This window comes from Pleurocapsa sp. CCALA 161 (genome assembly GCF_003003995.1).
Classification (GTDB): Bacteria; Cyanobacteriota; Cyanobacteriia; order Cyanobacteriales; family Xenococcaceae; genus Waterburya.
This window is the reverse complement of the sequence record NZ_PVWF01000068.1, coordinates 1-18744: the sequence shown is the minus strand read 5'-3', so window position 1 is coordinate 18744 and position 18744 is coordinate 1. Positions and strand designations below refer to the sequence as shown.

The following is an 18744-nucleotide window of genomic DNA, read 5'->3' as shown; positions in this document are numbered from 1 at the left end:
AATTAGGTTTTGATTACCCTTAAGATTGAGCAGTCTTGATTACTGGTAAATGACTTAGAGGGACGGTAAAGGTAACCGTTGAACCTAAACCATCTCCCATACTATAAAAAGAGATTGTGCCTCCCATTGCTTCCACCAGCTTTTGCGAAATAGCTAAACCCAAACCAGTGCCACCATAGGATTTGGTTCGCGAACCATCGACCTGATAAAAGTTTTCAAACAATTTATCCTGCTTTTCTAGGGACACACCGATCCCTGTATCGGCAACGCTAATTTTGACCATGCCAGGAAATTCGATCCCTTGGCATTCTATTTTCTTGTTAGTCACTTCTGCGCTAACAACAATGCCTCCTTCTTTAGTAAATTTGATGCCGTTACTAATTAGGTTCAACATAATCTGAAGCAGCCGTTGATAATTACCATAGAGAATAACTGGGGTTAAGGTTGCGGGGAATTTGATCTGAAAGTTGAGGTTTTTTTGTTTAGCTTGAGTATTAATTAAATTATCTACATCTTGAAACAGCTCATCTAATTCAATTTCATTTAATTCTAGTTCCATCTTGCCTGCTTCAATCTTGGCAATATCAAGTATGTCATTGATTAAATTGAGGAGATGAATTGAAGACTTGTAGGCTTCTTCAATAAATTCTCGCTGTTCTTCGGGATCGTCAGCCATCCCTTCTAAGAGCAACTTCAAAAAGCCGATGATGCCGTTTAAAGGAGTACGAAGTTCATGGGAGGTATTAGCCAGAAAATCACTTTTAAGACGGCTGGCTTCTTCTGCTTGGATACTAGCCTGTTCGACTTCACGATAGAGTTTAGCTAGGGAAATAGCTGCGTCTACCTGTTCGGCGATTTCCCGCAGCATTTCCATTTCTGCTGTTGTCCAATGACGATAGCGATCGCACTGTTGTAAGCAAATTAAAACATTGTCTTGACTGCTGCTATTAGTCGAAATTACCAGCACGGATTTGCGCTGTAAAAGATCTTCGCCGATAAAGTCTACAGCCAGAGGATAACTAGATTCTAGCGCCTGTTGTAAATGAGTCTCTTTGTACCAATTAATCTGATGTTTAGTGGTTGAATCATATTCATCACGGCAATATTCTGCTTTGACTGAAAGGCGAGTGATATTATAATGATTTGCCAAAATGAGACAGCGACTAGTTGCGAAGGTTGTACCAATGTTCTGCACCGTATGCTGATAAATAGTGGCTAAATCTAAGCTCCGACGGATTTGTTGAACCACCTGATTGAGTAGTTTCTGATAGCTATAAATAGCTGCGGGGACTTCATTTTGGGCAAAAGAAAACATTTCTGTTTCTCTCAACAAATGACCCATCACCATTACTGCTTGTGGTTCTCCCTGGGGGGGTAAAATGGGGCTAATGATCAGTTCAAAAGAATAAGAAAAATCTTGATACTGAAACAAACAGTAACATTGCTCTGGTAAACGTCGTTTGATAACTCGACGGACTTTTTCTAAGTAAGCATAATTATCTACGGGCGCAAAAACCTTGCTAATATGAGCATAAATATCCTGACTGTCTATTTGACCGTGACTTGGCTTTTTTAGCTGATTGTAATTTAAGCCATATTCCGCTGCCTTGGCCCACCAAAAAGAGAGATAATTGCCAGCCAAATCCTGAGTAAAAACTAGTTCGGCTCCCAGATGTTGCCATTCAATCTTGCTGGCGGAAACAGTAGTATTACTATTATCGTTTAAATCAAATTTAGGGAGCATTAGTAAATAAATGGCATTTCTGGAAACTTGCCCAAAAAATAGATCACTACATCTGAAACTATAACCTATAGATATTTAAGCAACGAACAATGAACAATGAACAGCGCAAAGTTAAGGCATTTTTTGAACGGCGTTTTTGAAGCAAGAATTGTGTCCAAAACCCAACTAGAAAGAAGACCTTTGCTCAAAATGCCCCATCGTTTGCCTTGTAGACTTTTAGCCCAAAAATTCTGTCTACGTTTTGCCTGTACGGGGATACCAATCTATTTCTTGCTCCTGGTTAAGTAAGCTTCCTCAAAAGCTAGTAGTGAGCCTTAACTTTTTTGGAGATAAAAGCAGCTAACAATTGTCCTTAATCTTCACTGCCTTTACGCAAAGGTATAAGCTTTATAGCTTTAAGCGGCAAGGGTCTAATCCTCTCATCTTCTCAATGCGGGAGTGATGATTCACTTAAAAATAGTTCGGGCGGTCAACAGTTTTAGGCTTCCGCAAACTTACGCCCTCAAAATCTACTTTTAATTAGTCCCGTGCTTATAGCTAACCACTGCGAGGTTTTAATCGTTCCATTCTCCTTGAGGTGGCACAGGAGGATTACGCTGAAAAGTTCTGGTTAAGTCAGTGTTATCATTTCTCTCTCCTCGCAGCCACTGTTTAATCGCAGCTTCAATCACGCGACTAGGTTCATTGGTTAGATGTTTAATCTGTTCTAAAACTTCTGAGTCTAGATCGACAGAGACTTTAACTTTGTCTTTAATTGCTTCATTGTCAAATTTATTTTGGTTGAAGAGATCATCATTCATAATTCATAAACGCTTTCCTGATTCTTTTTATATTTTACCTATATAGACTAAAATCTTGGCTCATCACAACCTAAACTTAAGCAAAATCTGTTACAGATTGGAAAATAAGTAAAAATGAACATTACAATGTATCAAATAGTAACTTTTAAAGATTATTAATTCTAATTAATTTTTATGACTGATGTTCCTGTATCTCGCATTCGCAACTTTTCAATTATTGCTCATATCGATCATGGTAAATCTACCCTGGCGGATCGAATGTTGCAAGATACGGGTACTGTTGCTCAAAGAAAAATGAAAGAGCAGTTTTTGGACAATATGGATTTGGAACGAGAGCGGGGAATTACCATCAAGTTACAGGCGGCCAGGATGAATTACACTGGCAAAGATGGGCAAAAATATGTCTTAAATTTAATTGATACTCCTGGTCACGTAGATTTTTCCTATGAGGTTTCTCGTTCTCTGGCAGCTTGTGAAGGTGCGCTGCTAGTAGTAGATGCTTCTCAAGGAGTTGAGGCACAGACTTTAGCTAATGTTTATTTAGCCTTAGAAAACGATTTAGAAATTATTCCCGTACTCAATAAAATCGATCTACCAGGGGCAGAACCAGAGCGAGTTGCTCAAGAGATCGAAGATGTCGTGGGTTTAGACTGTAGTAATATCATTCAAGCTTCCGCCAAAATCGGTTTAGGGGTTAATGATATTTTAGAGGCGATCGTGCAGCAAGTTCCGCCACCAGCAGATACGGTGGATCAACCTTTACGAGCCTTGATTTTTGATAGCTATTACGATGCCTATCGAGGTGTAGTAGTTTACTTTCGTGTTATGGATGGCACGGTTAAAAGAGGCGATAACGTGCGTCTGATGGCATCAGGGAAAGAATATGTGATCGATGAGTTAGGAATTCTTTCTCCCACTCAGGTAGAAGTAGATGAGCTTCATGCGGGAGAAGTAGGCTATTTTGCAGCGGCGATTAAAGCAGTTGCAGACGCTCGTGTTGGGGATACGATTACTCAGGTTGATGCTCCTGCACCCAATCCGCTACCAGGTTATACCGAAGCCAAACCGATGGTCTTCTGTGGTTTATTCCCTACCGATTCTGATCAATATCCTGACTTGCGAGATGCTTTAGATAAACTCAAACTTAACGATGCAGCTTTATCTTATGAACCAGAGACATCAAGCGCAATGGGTTTTGGCTTCCGCTGTGGTTTCCTCGGATTGCTACACATGGAAATTGTCCAAGAAAGACTAGAGCGAGAATATGACCTTGAATTAATTACTACTGCACCTTCGGTAATTTATCGCGTTACCACCATAGATGGGCAGGTAATGGAAATTGATAATCCCAGTCTATTGCCCGATCCGCAAAAAAGAGAAAAAATTGAAGAGCCTTTTATTAAAGTAGAAATAATTACTCCTGAAACTTATGTGGGTACTCTCATGGACTTATGCCAAACGAGACGAGGCATCTTCAAGGACATGAAGTACTTTACGCAAAGTCGTACCTGTTTAGTCTATGAGCTTCCTTTAGCAGAGGTTGTTACTGACTTTTTCGATCAGATGAAGTCTCGTACTAAAGGCTATGCCAGCATGGAATATCAAATGTTAGGGTATCGTACAGATCATTTAGTTAAGTTGGATATCTTGGTGAATAAAGATCCTGTGGATGCTTTATCTACTATTGTGCATCGGGATAAAGCTTACTATGTTGGTCGAGCATTAACCGAAAAACTGAAAGAATTAATTCCTCGTCATCAGTTTAAAGTTCCGATCCAAGCTGCGATTGGCGCAAAAATAATTGCCAGTGAACATATTCCTGCTTTGCGTAAGGATGTACTAGCAAAATGTTACGGCGGTGACATTTCTCGTAAGAAGAAATTATTACAGAAACAAGCTAAGGGTAAAAAACGGATGAAATCTATTGGGACTGTAGATGTTCCACAAGAAGCTTTTATGGCAGTGTTAAAAATAGGCAAAGAGTGATCGAGAATTTAAAAAGTTAAGTTAGGCGATCGCCATATCATTAAATTGAGATAGCGATCGTTTATACCATTTGCGAAGCTTATCCTAAAGGACAAGGGTACAATGTCCTTTAGGGCTTTTTTATATAAATTATGAATACTCACCTAAAAAATTAACTACGAAAAATGACTCTTGAAGATTTTTCTGAAGCGATTGCCACCAACAATCGTCCTAAGCGTCAGATAGGAATGCTAACTATCTTTCGTTTGGGCTTATTTAATCTGGGATTGGGTTTGATGGCGGTATTAACCCTCGCCGTATTGAATCGAGTGATGATTAGTGAACTTGGTATTCCTGCCACCATTACAGGAGGAATTTTAGCTACCTCATTATTTGTTTCTCCTGCCAGAGTTGGGTTTGGGCAGCTATCGGACAATAAACCAATACTAGGCAAGCATCGGACTAATTATGTTTTACTCGGAACAGCGATTTTAGGCTTGGCTGTGTTTCTGGCAGTACAAGTGATATGGCAATTAGGGGCAGTCGTAGAGACTAGCGGTGGTTGGCAGTGGAATAGTCAGACTATCGGCTGGAGTGCCTTGTTAGGATTGATCATGGCTATTTATGGCTTAGGGGTTAGCTGTAGCTCAACACCCTTTACTACTTTATTGGTAGATATTACCGAAGAATCAAGACGTTCTAAATTAGTTGCGATCGTTTGGTCGATGTTAATGGTGGGAATTGTGATCGGCGGAGTTACTGGCAGTATTGTCTTTAAAAAAATTGAGGTAGCAGGAATCTCGGCGGGAAATATTCCTCTAGAAACTTTACAGCCACCAATTAATTCTGTGTTTAGCTTTGTTCCTTTTTTAGTTTTGGCTTTGGCTTTAATTGCCACTTGGGGAGTAGAGAAAAAATATTCTCGGTTTAGTAGTGGTATTCAAAGCGATCGCGATGATAGTATTAGCCTTAATCGGGCGCTGCAAATTTTATCCACTAGTCGTCAAACAGGTATCTTCTTTACTTTTTTGTCTCTACTTACGATTAGCTTGTTTATGCAGGAAGCAGTACTTGAACCCTACGGTGGAGAAGTGTTTGGCATGAGCATTGGTCAAACTACCCAACTTAATTCTTATTGGGGTATGGGAATCTTATTGGGCTATAGTTTTACAGGGTTTTTAATTATTCCGGCGTTGGGTAAAAAGTTGACAACTAAAATTGGCTGTATTCTAGTTGCCTTGTGCTTTGGTTTAATTATTGCTGCTGGTTTTACTCAACAGCCAAAAATGCTGCAATTAGCGGTATTGTTATTTGGTATTACGGCGGGGATAACTACCGTTGGCGGAATTAGCTTAATGTTAGACTTGACTGCTGCCAAAACCGCAGGGACTTTTATTGGCGCGTGGGGATTAGCTCAAGCTATGTCTAGAGGATTAGCCACCTTTTTTGGGGGCGTAATTTTAGATATTGGTAAAGGTATGTTTGATGTTCCTTTAATTGCGTATAGCTTGGTATTCGCTATTCAAGCAGCAGTAATGGTGTTGGCAATTGTTATTTTAGATAGTGTTGATGTTCAAGAATTTAAAGATAATACGAGCAAGGCACTTTCTACCGTGATGGAAGGAGACTTAGATGGATAGATCTGTGTTTTTCTTGGTCTTTTTCAAGATAATGAATAACCTTTGTACATATTAATAAAGGGTGAAACTGCCAATTCTTCAGGAAATAAATTAGCCAAGAAGAAATCTAACGTAGTTGATTTAATAAATCCTTGAAATATTGCAACTGTACCAAAACGAACTCCAGAAGTTCTTTGTTCAGCTAAAATTATTTCAATTTGTTCGCGATCAAGAATTGCAGCCTGTTGGAGATAATAACCCAAAGTATTCTTTTCTGCTGCAATGACTGCTTTAGCCCAATCTTGAGCAAAAAAGTCCGCAGTTTCGGGTTTGATCAGGTTTTTTTGCGCTAAAATCTCGCCGATTCTCAATTTAGAATGCTGCATTTTCGCCTCAAGTGCAGACTCAATTTGCCAAGGTGAGACTAAATCTGCATCCTGTAACAGTTCTCCTAAAGTTTTAGTTTGTACTGCTAAAAGACGGCTAATATCGGCGCGAGCTTGTGGAGTTAAACGATGAGTCATAGTAACAAACTATCTAAAAAATAATTAATCAAAGTTTAAGTATAAATTAGACCTAATTAAGTCTAATTAGATCTAAAAAAATTGGATCTTGCTAATTTTTTTTCAAATTCAGTTTCATATTTTAAGAGATCTTGTTGCTTAATACTTGTGATCCAAATACCATTGCTCAAAAAAAATTTAATGTATTTGGATTTAGCTAGTAAAAATTATTTACAGTAAAGAAGCGATTGCCTGTTCTAGCTGTGACTGATCTAGAGTACTAAGAATAAATACTTCTTGTACTGTTTTTCCCTGACGAGCAATCATTTTGTAACCGCCTCTAATCGGGACAGATACTTTCAACTTCATTTTGGGAATATGGCTTCTGGTTTGCTTGATTCTGCCAGGGGTGACGGTGGTGATTCCTTCGCACTCAATCAGTTTTTCCAAGATAGGAATTAAGCCAGGAAGATGCGTTGAATGATTCCAAACTAACCGACCATCAGAAGACATAATTGTTTTCCCTTGTGTTTAATTAAAATAGCTGATAGCTATGAATAGTAAGCTTCGCAAATAAAGAGTAACGAGTTTTGATTAAAACTCCTGTTGTCAATGTCGATGGGGTTTAAGTTAGCAAAAATATCAGCATCACTTAAGCTTTTTCTAATGGTGCCATGGTTAATCCTGCACGGCTTAACTGTTGATGATATAGTTCTGCTTGTTCTTGAGGTCCCACCCAAACAATCGCCTGTCCTTCAACATGAATTTGATCGGTTAATTCGCGAGCGCGATCGCCATTCATGCCAGGGATATATTTCAGCAAACACTCAATTACATAGGGAAAAGTGTTGTGATCGTCATTCAAAACAATGATTTTATAGTTAGGATATTGCTGCTTAATGGTCTGACCAGCTTTTTCTTTGACGACTGTAGGGGTAAGGCTCATGCTAATAAACTTCATTAACTTACTTCATTAACTTAATTAGATCAAAAGGTAACAGTAGATATCAGACAAATCTACCTGTGATAATATTCCTGATTAATCCATCATTTAGTGTAACTATTTTGCATAATTTCTTCAAAATCAGGTTAAGTTTCAGTGGCTAACTTAAAATTTGTTACCGTTTTTTATATTACCGACATATTACCAAGATGAAAATTGCAATTGGCTGGCTATATCCTACATTAATGAGTACCTATGGCGATCGCGGTAATGTTATTTGTTTACAACGGCGCTGTCAATGGCGAGATATTGAAGTAGAAATTGTGCCTCTTAAGCGGGAAAGCACAGCAGCAGAATTTGAGCAGGTAGATATTATCGTTGGTGGAGGAGCGCAAGATCGTCAGCAAGAAATTGTCATGCGAGATTTACAAGGAGCAAAAGCCGAAGCACTGCGAGCAAAACTAGACCAAGGCACACCAGGAGTATTTACCTGTGGTTCACCCCAACTATTGGGTCATTATTACGAACCTGCTCAGGGTAAAAGAATCAAAGGCTTAGGCATATTGGATATGGTGAGTAAGCATCCAGGTATTGAAGCACGACGCTGTATTGGTAACTTAGTGTTTGAAATTACGGCTACGCCAATCGCTGCCGAGCTAGAAGCAATGAGCCGTGAAAAACCTGTGGTGATTGGCTTTGAAAATCATGGAGGCAGAACCTATCTACAGAATGTGCAGCCTTTGGGTAAAGTAATCAAAGGTTATGGTAACAACGGTGAAGACCAAACTGCAGGAGCTTTTTATGGTAATGCGATCGCTACTTATGCTCATGGCCCATTATTGCCCAAAAACTACTTTATTGCCGACTGGTTAATCAAAAAAGCTTTACAGCAAAAGTACAAAACAGAAATTACCTTGTCCCCTTTAGACGATTCTTTAGCAATTGCAGGACGTAAATCTATGTTTAAACGTCTGGGAATATCAGTTTCAGCCGTTGCCACTTAGAATTATCTTGGCAGTTGTTTAATAAAGTTGCATGTAAGTTGCGTGCGTTGCAACGTAAGTTGCCTTAATATTGCATAAAGACAATTTATGCAAGATAATCTTGCAATCCGTAAATCTTAGCAATTGCAACCAAAACTATGACTGGAAAAGTACTAGATAATGGTTCTGCTGGCGCTTTAGTTCTGATTATACCTCTGGCTTTTGGTATTGTAGTTTTGTATATGTTATGGCCATTTTTGCTGTTAATTGCAGCGATGATCGTAGCTTTCAAAATTTGGCAAGACTATAAGTGGCAAAAATGGTGTGCGCAAATCAATCCTTACTTTAATCAACTAATTAAGGAAACTAAAGGCTATGTAACTCCAGTAGACCTATCCGTAAAAGCAAACTTAACCGCAAATGCTGCAAAAGCATTTCTCGCTCGTAAAAGTGATGAGTATGGCACTCAGCCAAAAAACACAGCTGACAAGGGGGTAGTTTACTACTTTCCTACTGCTAGTGCTTTAGGCAGCATCTTAGACGATAGCGAACCTGAACCAGCAGTAAATTCATACCAATTAGCAGCCAAAGACTCTGGCAAATTATCTGTTAGAGGTATTGCTCAATTGGCAAAGCAAGAACAAGAAACCGACGCTGACGACAGTGCTAAAGATCCCGAATCATCTTCTGTTGCTCTGATTAGCAGAACAGAATCTCCCCAGTCCACTATAATTAATCCTGAGTCCGAAACAGATAGTTCAACCATCAAGCAAACCACTTCTATTGATGCTGGTCAATCATTGATTCAAGCTGAACTAGCAAAACGCCTCGACCTTAATTCTAGTACAGTTGGCAGACGCAAATCTGATCCAGATTTTGAACTATGGAGCATGAGCAAAGATCCAGAAGGAATTGCTTGGAGATATGATCAGGATACAAAGCTTTACGTAGCAGTCGTTTCAAACTAAATAGCTATAAGCGCAGCGCATTAGAGCAGATCGTCGTCTTCGACGACTGGAACGCGAAGCGTTCGCAGCGATAAGCTTTTTTGAGTGGGATTAGAGTTGAAGCTAGAGAAATAGCCTAAATTATAGGTATTATTCTCTGCTCACTCTAGTCCTTAAAATTTTATTAGGGTATCAAGCAAAAATTTTTTGTCGTTTTTAAAATTTAAATTCGTCTCAAGCATATGAATCAGCATTGGCATTGGCAAACTTGGCAGGATCATGCTTATCTCACCTGTGATTTACTGTCCCCTTGGCAACACGGCTTTTTTACGCAAAAATTTTATCCTCGCACTCCAGCAGATCTTACTTTAGTTTGGCGACAATCACCAATAACTGCGTATCGGGTTAAACAAATTCACGGCAATGTGGTTTTAACAACCCAAGAAATTAAAGATATAGTAAATCAGCAGGATAATCTTGACGAACTGGCGGAAGCTGATGCCGTAATTAGCAATAGCTCACAAGAATCTGTATGGACAGCCAGTGCCGACTGTACTCCTGTCTTAATTGGAGATATAGCTACAGGACAAACCTGTGCCATTCATGCAGGTTGGCGAGGTACAGCCCAGACAATTGTCCCTAAAGCGATCGCTAGATTTCTCGAATTTGGGAGTAAAAAAACCAATCTTCGTGTGGCAATTGGTCCTGCGATCTCAGGGAAAATGTATCAGGTAGATGAAAGCGTGGCGCTTGAAGTTGCTCGTAGTCTTTTACCTCAGCCAAATTTAGCATCTGAAACCGTTTTGAATAAACTCAAGCAGTTTCCCCATGCACCAATCTTAGAAGATGAACTACCAGGAAAAGTCCGCTTAGATGTCCCTCGAATTAATCATCTTCAACTCGAACAATTGGGAATTGATCCAGTACAAATTGCGATCGCACCCTATTGCACATTTCAGGAAAAAGATCTATTTTTCTCTTACCGACGCACTGGTGAAAAAAAAGTCCAATGGTCGGGGATTGTTTCTCAATAGTTTTTAGTTTTTAGTTTTTTAAGAATATCCTCCCCATGTCATTGCATTTCGATTCTGTAGAACAAATCCTCACTCAACTAGAAAACCAACCTGGGTGGGAGAAACTGCGGGAACATCGTCAACTCCTAAAATGTTGGGAGCAAGTGGTTAATCAACAAACTGCTCAACATACTCGCCCTCTCTACATTAATCGACAAATACTTTATATAGCGACTTCTAGCGCCACCAGAGCGCAGGAGCTTTCTTTTCAAAGATACGCCCTACTGAAAAGACTTAATCAACATCAGCTAACTGCTGAAATAAAAGATCTCCGTTTTTCCTCTTCGCAATGGCACCAGCAAAATCCTGGGCAAGATACTCAAGCTTTATTCACGATCAGCGATCGCCAAAAGCGTGACCATACCAATCGCGAAGCGTGGGGATTGCCTGATCGCCATCAAACCAAAATTTCTTCAGACTCCTTAGTTTTCCTCAAAGAGAATGAAAAAGTTAAAGATCAGCTATCTCCTCAAGATCTGGCTAAAAATGCTGCTCAACGCTGGCTGAGAGTCATTGAACAGAGATCTAAGAGTACTCTGGCTTGCCCAAAGTGTAATTCGCTTATATCTCAAGCAGAATTGAGTAGATGGAATTTATGTCATCATTGTGTAGCTCAAAAATGGTCTAAAGAATATTGTCCACCAGTTTTTCTAAAACAAGAATAGAAAGAGAATATAAAGGAAACTCTATTCTTTGTTAATGATCCCTATTGAGTTTTTCAATTATTTTTCAGAAAAAATACGCCAGAAAAGTATTTCTTGTTACTTTTTTTATTTTTTTAATGTTTATTCGTTTCTGTTCATTAATCAATTATAAAGACAATATAAAATCTCGATCCTGTCTGGGGATCAGTAAAACCTAGGCTAGATATTCATTTGAATTGAATTAGTTAGATTATAAAGATAAAGCAGAATGTAAATAGCGGAATTGAATAAAAACCGAGTGAAACAACCCACATGAAAGAAAGAAATTTTCCAACTTCTGCCTGTCGCTACTGTCGCTTTTATGAGTCAGAAGGACGCAGGGGCGGTTCGTGCCAAATATTAGGCGTACCAGTCCAAAGTAGTTGGAAAGCTTGCGATTTTGCCTCTCCTCCCTTTGAAACCACCTTGAAAAAGCTGGAAAACATTTTTCAGTTAGATTTGATCGCTCCAGATTGTTCTGAGAGAATCGTTTCTAAGCTAGCTGACAATAGCACAAAAGAAGATCGCTCTCCTATGGCGGCTCCTCAAATAGAATAATTTGCTATCAAAGAGAATCTGTTAGTTTGACTTCAATCTACACATTCGATGGGTTAATAAATTAAACTGATTTACCTAAAAGTTAACAATTTTTTTAATTTGAGGCGATCGCTACATTTAGCGATCGCCTTATTTATTTTTAAATTGTCTTTGTTTAGGGTAACCAAGGATATTGCCGAAAGTCAGGATCGCGTTTTTCCAAAAAGGCTTGTTTGCCTTCGGCTCCTTCTTCTGTCATGTAATAGAGCATGGTCGCATTACCTGCCAACTCTTGAATACCTGCTTGCCCATCACAGTCGGCATTAAATGCAGCCTTAAGACATCTAATTGCCATCGGACTTTTGGTTAATATTTCTTGCGCCCATTTAATTCCTTCAGCTTCCAGTTGCTCAATAGGCACGACGCAATTAACTAGACCCATTTTTTCGGCTTCGGCTGCATCATATTGACGACATAAAAACCAAATTTCTCGGGCTTTTTTCTGTCCTACAATGCGAGCTAAATAACTAGAGCCAAATCCACCATCAAAACTACCTACTTTTGGTCCAGTTTGCCCAAAAACAGCATTTTCGGCTGCAATAGTTAGGTCACACAATACATGCAATACATGACCTCCACCGATCGCATAACCAGCCACTAAAGCGATCGTCACTTTGGGCAGAGAGCGAATCAAACGCTGTAAATCCAAAACGTTGAGACGAGGTATACCCTGGTCATCGATATATCCCGCCTTACCCCTAATACTCTGATCTCCCCCTGCACAAAAAGCATATTTGCCATCTGTATGAGGACCTGCACCAGTTAAAAAAATGACCCCAATAGTAGAATCTTCGCGAGCATCCACAAAAGCATCGTACATTTCAAACACAGTTTTGGGACGAAAAGCATTGCGTTTATGGGGACGATTAATGGTGATTTTGGCAATGCCCTGCCATTTTTGATAAATAATATCTTCGTAATTTTTACCCACTTGCCATTGAACTTGCATAAGACGTTGCTACATTTTGCCAAGTAATCTCATCATTAAGATTAAATCATTGAATCTAGCAATTAAACAGCAGTAAAATTTCAACGTGTCTCGATCATTTATAAATGTTACTTAAAGTTACATTTAGGCTTTTTTGCTCTTTTGCCAGTTTTTACTCAATGCTATGGTTGCCAAACAAAGGCAGATTGCGTTTTAACCAAGCAGCATCAGCATGGCGATCGCAAATTAATTCCAAGACTCGAATACCTGTCTTAGGTAAGTTGGCGATTAAATTTGTGAACTGCTGCCAGTCATCAATTTTGATATGTTCAAGACCATAGGCAGCACAAAGTTTAGCTATATTGACTGTTTGAGGCGTGGCAAAATATTCTTCAAAAGAAGAAGAGTCAGCAATAGGTAAAATTTCAAAGATCCCCCCGCCGTTATTATTGATGAGGATAATTGTTAGATGACCTTGAAACTTCTGCTTAATCAAAAAGCCATTAGTGTCGTGTAATAATGCTAAGTCTCCTGTCAACAAAACTCCTGTGTCTTGGTAAGCAATTCCTAAAGCGGTGGAAAGAGTCCCATCAATGCCATTAGCACCACGGTTAAAATAAGGAACTAGCTTTTTTTGGTTAGGCTGCCAAAAATATTCGGCATTACGCACCGACATACTATTCGCCAAAAAAATTGGTGTATCTGATGGCAAAGTCTGAGAAATCAACCAAGCTGCTTTACCTTCATACATTTGCGTAAGAGATTTCAAGGTATGGTCTATGCTTGCTCTGGTTGCTGCTTCTAATTCCAGCCATTGTTTACAATAAAACGATGGCAAGTTATTGCTAATCTCTCTGTTCCCTGTAAGTTGTTCAACAGAAGTATGTAAATGAATTGTCTTGCCATGTAGCGGATCGAAGTTATCAATCCTGGCATCAATCACCCAACGAGTTACGTCAAGATCTTGTAACCAGTTTCTCAACTGCTTGCTGGTGGGTAATTCTCCAACTTGAATCACTACTTCAGGAATTAATTGCGCCCTTGGCTGACGTAGAATTGAATCATAAGTAGAAATCAAATAAGGATTAAGTTGAGCATAGTTTCTCACAGGTGATAGAGCCTCAGCCAAGACAGGAAAAGATAGCTGTTGAGCTAAGGTGGCGATCGCCTGACAATAAGCTTGAGGATCTTGAGGTTGAGCTAATCCTGCCACAATTATGCCTGACTTTCCTCCCCAACTATTGCCAGATAGAGCGATCGCATTGCTAGCTGGTGGATTGCTAGTGATAGCGTCAAAAAAATCTCCAGGAAATTCAGTTTCAATCGACGATAATGACTGTTTAATCGGTGCTAGGGGTTCACGTAGAGGAAGATTAAGATGTACAACTCCTGGGATAGGTAGCAAAGACTGTTGCCAGGCTTGAACTATAGTTTGTCGCAGATAACATACCATACTCAGACTAGCTTCAGGGATGGCAAGTTCACATTGCCAGTTGGTGAAATTACCATAGAGTTTGATCTGATCGATGGTTTGTCCTGCATGGCAATTACGTAATTCTGGGGGACGATCTGCGGTCAAGATAATTAAAGAAACACCACTTTGTTGAGCTTCAATTACGGCGGGATAAAAGTTTGCTCCTGCTGTCCCCGAAGTACAGACTAAGACTGTGGGTACACCCGTTTTTTTAGCTCTACCAAGGGCAAAGAAAGAAGCAGAACGTTCGTCTAAAATGGGAATAGCAATCATCTGGGGATGATTGGCAAATGCGATAGTCAAAGGCGTGGAACGAGAACCAGGACAAACCACTGCTGTATTCACACCACAACAATGTAATGTTTCTACCAGTACCGATGCCCATAAAGTATTAACATTACGAAAATCAATCATTCAGAGCATTTGGCGCGGAGAAGATCTCAGTAGGGGCGATTCGCGAATCGCCCTTACATAATCATGTGATTTTTATTTGGAATGACTATATGTTATTAGTTCACACTAAAGCTTTTAGCAAAGACTGTAATTTTAACTGTACTTCGTCGAATTCTTTATCAGGATTAGAGCCAGAAACAATTCCTGCACCAGCATATAGCCGAGCCAGGTTGCCATCGATCAAAGCAGAACGGATACCGACAATGAATTCACAGTTTCCTTCATAATCTAACCAACCCAGAGGCGCTGCATAAAGAGAGCGATCGCATTTTTCGTAATAGCGAATTTTTTCACAGGCAGATTTAGTCGATACTCCCGCTACAGCAGGAGTGGGATGAAGCAGTGCGATAATTTCTAATGGCTCAATATCTGTGGGTAGGTGTCCATAAATTGGTGTCCATAAATGTTGAATATTCGACAGTTTCAGGATTTGCAGCGGTAACTGCTGAGGTTTTAAACCAATACCTTTAAGACGCTCAATTACAAAATCACGCACGGCATGATGTTCGCGCTTTTCTTTGCGATTTTTCAAGAGCAGATTTGCCAGATGAAGATCTTCCGTACTATTGTTTCCTCTAGCAGCAGAACCTGCTAAAGCATCAGTTACAAGCTGTTGATTTTGTACGCTTAGTAAACGTTCGGGACTTGCACCAACAAAGTTTTGCCCCTGACCATTACTAGTGGAAAAAATATAGCAGTCAGGATGAAGTTTTCTTAAATTGCTTAGAGACTTAATTACATCAAACGGAATTGCCGATTTAATTTCTGTGGTGTGAGCTAACACAATCTTGCTCAATTCTCCCGCAGCAATTGAGCTTAAGACAGATTTAACTACTGTTTTAAAGTAGTTAGGATCTTGAGACTGCTGGCGATTAACAGAGAGAAAACTACAATCATCCTCATCTAATCGCTTTAAACTAGACCAATCAATACTATCTACTTTTTGCTTAATTTGCTCTAAAACATAGCTTTTATCTTGTCCTTGGTGAAGAGGAAAATTAACAATTAAACAGCAATTTTTGTTCTTTTTGACTATTTGAAACCGAGGCAAAAATAAAGTTCCTGACTTAAAAGGTTCAGATTCCTCGACATCCGCAAAAAAGGTGAATCCACAAAAAACACTGGGCTTGCCTAGAATTAGCGCATTTGCACCCTCTCTAGTAATTTGTTTAAACCAATTTTGAATTAAGTTTTGAGCCGAAGCAAACCTAGAATTCGGCTCGGTGTTGCCCCTGATGGTTACTCCCCAGGCAGCCACGGCTTCTTGCTTACTACAGTTTTCCCAATAGAAGTTTAATGTATTGCTATGACCAAGTTGTTGTAGACAGGCAAGGGGATCGACAGTTGTAATCCCCACAGCCAAACTAATAATTTCTGTGTCTTGATTGACAGCAAAACTCAGTTTTTTACCGTGCCAAAAATTATTTATTTCTGTATTAATATTATTATCTAAATTATCTAAATTATCTAAAATTAAATTATTAGGCTGAGTTGCAAAAGACATAGAGCTTGTAGTTGGTGTCATTTCCCCAAAGTTTAGGTAGGAAATAAAAGTTAAGTGTTAAGTTAATTGCTTATTAGTAAATAACTACTAAAAAAGATAATTTTATGATTTTCATTATAAGATACTGTCTGCAATAGTTCTAGCTTAAGCTCTCTTTTAAAATTAGCATAAACATTCTTTTTAACTAGTAAACAAAAGCAAACGTCTGATTCGGTCGATTAATCAGGCTTGAGCCTAAGTTGCCTAACTCTTAACTTTAACTTTCGTGAAACTTGCTCAATACTGACAGTCATAGCTGATAGTGTACTAAATATTGTCTTTAATTGTGGAAGATCAACGAGTTTTGCTTCCATAACCTGTTTTTATGACTACCAAGCAAATACCCCAGAAAAATCAACTGTGGCTAGCTGCAATTAAGCCTCCAATCTACAGTGTAGCGATCGCTCCTATTGCAGTAGGAACAGCAGTGGCTTTTACCGCAACAAGTCTATTTAATACTCAATATTTCTTTACCTTTCTTGGCTCGGCAATTCTCATTATTGCCTGGCTGAATTTGAGTAATGATGTCTTTGATTCGGAAACAGGTATTGACGTAAATAAAGCCCATTCAGTTGTTAATTTAACAGGCAACAAAACTCTTGTGTTCTGGGTTGCTAATTTTTGTCTGAGTGTAGGTCTGAGTGGCATTTTCGCTTTATCTTGGTGGCAACAAGACCCAACAGTAGTAATTTTGGTCTTACTATGCTGCTTTTTGGGTTATACCTATCAAGGTCCCCCATTTCGTTTTGGCTATTTGGGTTGGGGAGAAATAATTTGTTTCTTCACTTTTGGCCCTGGGGCAGTATCGGCTGCCTATTATGCACAAACACAATCTTTTTCGGGAAACACTTGGGCTATTTCGACAATTATTGGCATCAGTACTTCAATTATTCTCTTTTGCTCTCATTTTCATCAGATTCAAGACGATTTAATTGCTGGCAAGCGATCGCCAATCGTACGCTTAGGAACAGCTAAAGGGGCAAAGGTATTAACAATAGCGATCGCCAGCATTTATGTGCTAACAGTAATTTTGGTGCTTACGGATATTTTACCCCTGCTCTGTCTAATTATCTTTGGTAGTTTACCCTTTGCTTACCAGTTAGCTAATCATGTGAATCAAAATCATGCTTTTCCCGCAAAAGTAAGCAACAGTAAATTTATTGCTGTCAATCTTTATCTCTCCAGTTCAATACTACTTATCCTCGGATTAATCTTTAGTCATGTCTAAACAAGTCATTCGTACCGACAAAGCACCTGCACCTCTTGGCCCTTATAATCAAGCGATCGCTACTTCTGGTCAAATGCTGTTTGTGGCAGGGCAAATATCCCTAGACCCTCAATCTGGTCAAATTGTTGGCGAGGGAGATATTACAGCGCAAACTCAGCAGGTAATGGCGAATCTTGAGGCAATTCTCAAGGAGGCAGGAGCAAATTGGGAAGATGTGGTCAAAACTAGCGTTTTTTTAACTGATTTAGCTAACTTTGTGCCGATGAATCAAGTTTACGCCGAGTATTTTCTGGAAGATACTGCTCCCGCTCGTGCTTGTGTAGAGGTTTCTCGTTTACCTAAAGACGTTTTAGTCGAAATTGAATGTATTGCGGTAATTGATTGATCGATAAGTTTTAAGTTTAATGTAAATTAGCTTTGTTTCAAATCATTGGTTTAAAGCTTTTAGCCATTAGCTCTTAGCTTTAAAAAATGCAGTTCAACTTATCAAATCTTTTCCTAAACAACAAAAAGCCCCCAGAAAAAATGTAGAGATAATCTACTCATAATTCCTAGAAGCGCAAATTTTTAGATCTTGTACAAGAAATACCCAAAAAATTTTAACAAAAGTTTAGAAACGGTTGTTTCTACCACCACCACCTCTATCTTCACGAGGTCTAGCTTTGTTGACTTTAAGCTGACGGTTCATCCATTCTGCACCATCTAAAGCTTCAATTGCTTTGTCTTCATTGGCTTCTGATTCCATTTCGACAAAAGCAAATCCTCTAGGACGACCTGTTTCGCGATCGCTAGGAATATGGACTCGTTTAACAGTTCCATACTCGGTAAAAACTTCATTCAAGTCTTCTTGGTTGACTTCGTAAGATAGATTGCCTACGTAAATTGACATGTTTTGTTCGTCTTCTCAATGAGTGTTGTGTTTAGAGAGACAGAATTATTGGTAAAGAAATAGCTCAATACTTTATGGAAGAAACCCTTAGATACTGGATACAAACTTAATCTTTAATCTGTTCATTCTCATCCCTAACAATAACACTTTTATCGAAAATCGAATCAAATTTTGCGCTCCAGATATTCGTCCCCTTGATTTTTTTAGGCTTCGGGTCAACAACATTAGTCTTAAAGCTATTGGCGATCGCCCTGAGGAATGATCGCTCAAGTTACCTACATTATTTGGTTTGCTTGTATTTGACTGATATATTTTCATGCTTGTCTTAGTCTGAATTTGAGCAGAAAATCAACTTGTTATTTTTTGTGTTGA

Annotated in this window: 19 protein-coding genes; 10 read left to right on the top strand and 9 right to left on the bottom strand. The window is 39.1% G+C overall.

Annotation, left to right across the window (positions count from 1 at the left end; genetic code table 11):
• Nucleotides 1-19 precede the first annotated feature (19 nt).
• Nucleotides 20-1744, bottom strand: coding sequence for a cell wall metabolism sensor histidine kinase WalK (locus tag C7B62_RS16045; protein WP_106238751.1), 1725 nt, complete (start codon nucleotides 1742-1744; stop codon nucleotides 20-22).
• A 96-nt stretch (nucleotides 1745-1840) separates the two neighbouring features.
• Here C7B62_RS16045 and C7B62_RS25415 point away from each other — a divergent pair, with 96 nt between their 5' ends.
• Nucleotides 1841-2032 carry a hypothetical protein gene (locus C7B62_RS25415; RefSeq protein WP_146132119.1) on the top strand — a complete coding sequence of 64 codons (192 nt, stop codon included), beginning with the start codon at nucleotides 1841-1843 and terminating at the stop codon, nucleotides 2030-2032.
• Nucleotides 2033-2298: 266 nt separating this feature from the next.
• Here C7B62_RS25415 and C7B62_RS16040 read toward each other — a convergent pair whose 3' ends face one another.
• The gene (locus C7B62_RS16040) at nucleotides 2299-2544 is read right to left on the bottom strand and encodes a hypothetical protein (RefSeq protein WP_106238748.1); all 246 of its coding nucleotides are present in this window, start codon (nucleotides 2542-2544) and stop codon (nucleotides 2299-2301) included.
• A gap of 174 nt (nucleotides 2545-2718) precedes the next feature.
• Between C7B62_RS16040 and lepA the strand changes: the two genes are divergently transcribed.
• Both lepA and C7B62_RS16030 read left to right on the top strand, forming a co-directional pair.
• Nucleotides 2719-4530 (top strand): translation elongation factor 4, encoded by a 1812-nt coding sequence (lepA, locus tag C7B62_RS16035; RefSeq protein ID WP_106238746.1) that lies wholly within the window; start codon nucleotides 2719-2721, stop codon nucleotides 4528-4530.
• Between the two features lie 164 nt (nucleotides 4531-4694).
• The gene (locus C7B62_RS16030) at nucleotides 4695-6149 is read left to right on the top strand and encodes a BCD family MFS transporter (protein WP_106238743.1); all 1455 of its coding nucleotides are present in this window, start codon (nucleotides 4695-4697) and stop codon (nucleotides 6147-6149) included.
• Nucleotides 6150-6172: 23 nt separating this feature from the next.
• Here C7B62_RS16030 and C7B62_RS16025 read toward each other — a convergent pair whose 3' ends face one another.
• From C7B62_RS16025 to clpS, 3 genes are all read right to left on the bottom strand, one after another.
• Nucleotides 6173-6652: a hypothetical protein gene (locus C7B62_RS16025; protein ID WP_106238739.1), complete on the bottom strand. Its 480-nt coding sequence runs from the start codon at nucleotides 6650-6652 to the stop codon at nucleotides 6173-6175.
• A gap of 210 nt (nucleotides 6653-6862) precedes the next feature.
• Nucleotides 6863-7144 carry a DUF2103 domain-containing protein gene (locus C7B62_RS16020; RefSeq protein ID WP_106238735.1) on the bottom strand — a complete coding sequence of 94 codons (282 nt, stop codon included), beginning with the start codon at nucleotides 7142-7144 and terminating at the stop codon, nucleotides 6863-6865.
• Between the two features lie 139 nt (nucleotides 7145-7283).
• Nucleotides 7284-7577 carry an ATP-dependent Clp protease adapter ClpS gene (gene clpS / locus C7B62_RS16015; RefSeq protein ID WP_106238771.1) on the bottom strand — a complete coding sequence of 98 codons (294 nt, stop codon included), beginning with the start codon at nucleotides 7575-7577 and terminating at the stop codon, nucleotides 7284-7286.
• A gap of 206 nt (nucleotides 7578-7783) precedes the next feature.
• Between clpS and C7B62_RS16010 the strand changes: the two genes are divergently transcribed.
• The 5 genes from C7B62_RS16010 to C7B62_RS15990 all read left to right on the top strand — a co-directional run bounded on the left by C7B62_RS16010 (nucleotide 7784) and on the right by C7B62_RS15990 (nucleotide 11818).
• On the top strand, nucleotides 7784-8578 hold the full coding sequence (locus C7B62_RS16010) for a type 1 glutamine amidotransferase (RefSeq protein WP_106238732.1): 795 nt from the start codon (nucleotides 7784-7786) through the stop codon (nucleotides 8576-8578).
• A 137-nt stretch (nucleotides 8579-8715) separates the two neighbouring features.
• Nucleotides 8716-9525 carry a hypothetical protein gene (locus C7B62_RS16005; RefSeq protein WP_106238730.1) on the top strand — a complete coding sequence of 270 codons (810 nt, stop codon included), beginning with the start codon at nucleotides 8716-8718 and terminating at the stop codon, nucleotides 9523-9525.
• Between the two features lie 221 nt (nucleotides 9526-9746).
• The gene (pgeF, locus tag C7B62_RS16000) at nucleotides 9747-10538 is read left to right on the top strand and encodes a peptidoglycan editing factor PgeF (protein ID WP_106238726.1); all 792 of its coding nucleotides are present in this window, start codon (nucleotides 9747-9749) and stop codon (nucleotides 10536-10538) included.
• Between the two features lie 35 nt (nucleotides 10539-10573).
• The gene (locus C7B62_RS15995) at nucleotides 10574-11242 is read left to right on the top strand and encodes a DUF721 domain-containing protein (RefSeq protein ID WP_106238723.1); all 669 of its coding nucleotides are present in this window, start codon (nucleotides 10574-10576) and stop codon (nucleotides 11240-11242) included.
• A 291-nt stretch (nucleotides 11243-11533) separates the two neighbouring features.
• Nucleotides 11534-11818, top strand: a complete 285-nt coding sequence (locus C7B62_RS15990) for a hypothetical protein (protein WP_199194222.1) — start codon at nucleotides 11534-11536, stop codon at nucleotides 11816-11818.
• Nucleotides 11819-11972: 154 nt separating this feature from the next.
• On the opposite strand, the gene menB is transcribed toward C7B62_RS15990, so the two are convergent.
• The 3 genes from menB to C7B62_RS15975 all read right to left on the bottom strand — a co-directional run bounded on the left by menB (nucleotide 11973) and on the right by C7B62_RS15975 (nucleotide 16216).
• Nucleotides 11973-12806: a 1,4-dihydroxy-2-naphthoyl-CoA synthase gene (gene menB / locus C7B62_RS15985; RefSeq protein ID WP_106238719.1), complete on the bottom strand. Its 834-nt coding sequence runs from the start codon at nucleotides 12804-12806 to the stop codon at nucleotides 11973-11975.
• Between the two features lie 151 nt (nucleotides 12807-12957).
• Nucleotides 12958-14673, bottom strand: coding sequence for a 2-succinyl-5-enolpyruvyl-6-hydroxy-3-cyclohexene-1-carboxylic-acid synthase (gene menD / locus C7B62_RS15980; protein ID WP_106238715.1), 1716 nt, complete (start codon nucleotides 14671-14673; stop codon nucleotides 12958-12960).
• Between the two features lie 100 nt (nucleotides 14674-14773).
• Entirely contained in the window at nucleotides 14774-16216 is a 1443-nt protein-coding gene (locus C7B62_RS15975) for an isochorismate synthase MenF (protein WP_106238711.1), read from the bottom strand.
• 364 nt (nucleotides 16217-16580) lie between these two features.
• On the opposite strand from C7B62_RS15975, the gene menA reads away from it, so the two are divergent.
• Nucleotides 16581-17483: a 2-carboxy-1,4-naphthoquinone phytyltransferase gene (gene menA, locus C7B62_RS15970; RefSeq protein ID WP_106238708.1), complete on the top strand. Its 903-nt coding sequence runs from the start codon at nucleotides 16581-16583 to the stop codon at nucleotides 17481-17483.
• Entirely contained in the window at nucleotides 17476-17868 is a 393-nt protein-coding gene (locus C7B62_RS15965) for a RidA family protein (protein ID WP_106238704.1), read from the top strand. Before menA ends, C7B62_RS15965 begins: the two co-directional genes overlap by 8 nt.
• A 225-nt stretch (nucleotides 17869-18093) precedes the next feature.
• Here C7B62_RS15965 and C7B62_RS15960 read toward each other — a convergent pair whose 3' ends face one another.
• Nucleotides 18094-18372 (bottom strand): RNA-binding protein, encoded by a 279-nt coding sequence (locus C7B62_RS15960; RefSeq protein WP_106238700.1) that lies wholly within the window; start codon nucleotides 18370-18372, stop codon nucleotides 18094-18096.
• Between the last annotated feature and the right edge of the window lie 372 nt (nucleotides 18373-18744).

Coding starts and splice junctions, on each gene's coding strand:
- C7B62_RS16045 (WP_106238751.1), bottom strand. CDS start 1,744: ATGCTCCCTAAATTTGATTTAAACGATAATAGTAATACTACTGTTTCC.
- C7B62_RS25415 (WP_146132119.1), top strand. CDS start 1,841: ATGAACAGCGCAAAGTTAAGGCATTTTTTGAACGGCGTTTTTGAAGCA.
- C7B62_RS16040 (WP_106238748.1), bottom strand. CDS start 2,544: ATGAATGATGATCTCTTCAACCAAAATAAATTTGACAATGAAGCAATT.
- lepA (WP_106238746.1), top strand. CDS start 2,719: ATGACTGATGTTCCTGTATCTCGCATTCGCAACTTTTCAATTATTGCT.
- C7B62_RS16030 (WP_106238743.1), top strand. CDS start 4,695: ATGACTCTTGAAGATTTTTCTGAAGCGATTGCCACCAACAATCGTCCT.
- C7B62_RS16025 (WP_106238739.1), bottom strand. CDS start 6,652: ATGACTCATCGTTTAACTCCACAAGCTCGCGCCGATATTAGCCGTCTT.
- C7B62_RS16020 (WP_106238735.1), bottom strand. CDS start 7,144: ATGTCTTCTGATGGTCGGTTAGTTTGGAATCATTCAACGCATCTTCCT.
- clpS (WP_106238771.1), bottom strand. CDS start 7,577: ATGAGCCTTACCCCTACAGTCGTCAAAGAAAAAGCTGGTCAGACCATT.
- C7B62_RS16010 (WP_106238732.1), top strand. CDS start 7,784: ATGAAAATTGCAATTGGCTGGCTATATCCTACATTAATGAGTACCTAT.
- C7B62_RS16005 (WP_106238730.1), top strand. CDS start 8,716: ATGACTGGAAAAGTACTAGATAATGGTTCTGCTGGCGCTTTAGTTCTG.
- pgeF (WP_106238726.1), top strand. CDS start 9,747: ATGAATCAGCATTGGCATTGGCAAACTTGGCAGGATCATGCTTATCTC.
- C7B62_RS15995 (WP_106238723.1), top strand. CDS start 10,574: ATGTCATTGCATTTCGATTCTGTAGAACAAATCCTCACTCAACTAGAA.
- C7B62_RS15990 (WP_199194222.1), top strand. CDS start 11,534: ATGAAAGAAAGAAATTTTCCAACTTCTGCCTGTCGCTACTGTCGCTTT.
- menB (WP_106238719.1), bottom strand. CDS start 12,806: ATGCAAGTTCAATGGCAAGTGGGTAAAAATTACGAAGATATTATTTAT.
- menD (WP_106238715.1), bottom strand. CDS start 14,673: ATGATTGATTTTCGTAATGTTAATACTTTATGGGCATCGGTACTGGTA.
- C7B62_RS15975 (WP_106238711.1), bottom strand. CDS start 16,216: ATGTCTTTTGCAACTCAGCCTAATAATTTAATTTTAGATAATTTAGAT.
- menA (WP_106238708.1), top strand. CDS start 16,581: ATGACTACCAAGCAAATACCCCAGAAAAATCAACTGTGGCTAGCTGCA.
- C7B62_RS15965 (WP_106238704.1), top strand. CDS start 17,476: ATGTCTAAACAAGTCATTCGTACCGACAAAGCACCTGCACCTCTTGGC.
- C7B62_RS15960 (WP_106238700.1), bottom strand. CDS start 18,372: ATGTCAATTTACGTAGGCAATCTATCTTACGAAGTCAACCAAGAAGAC.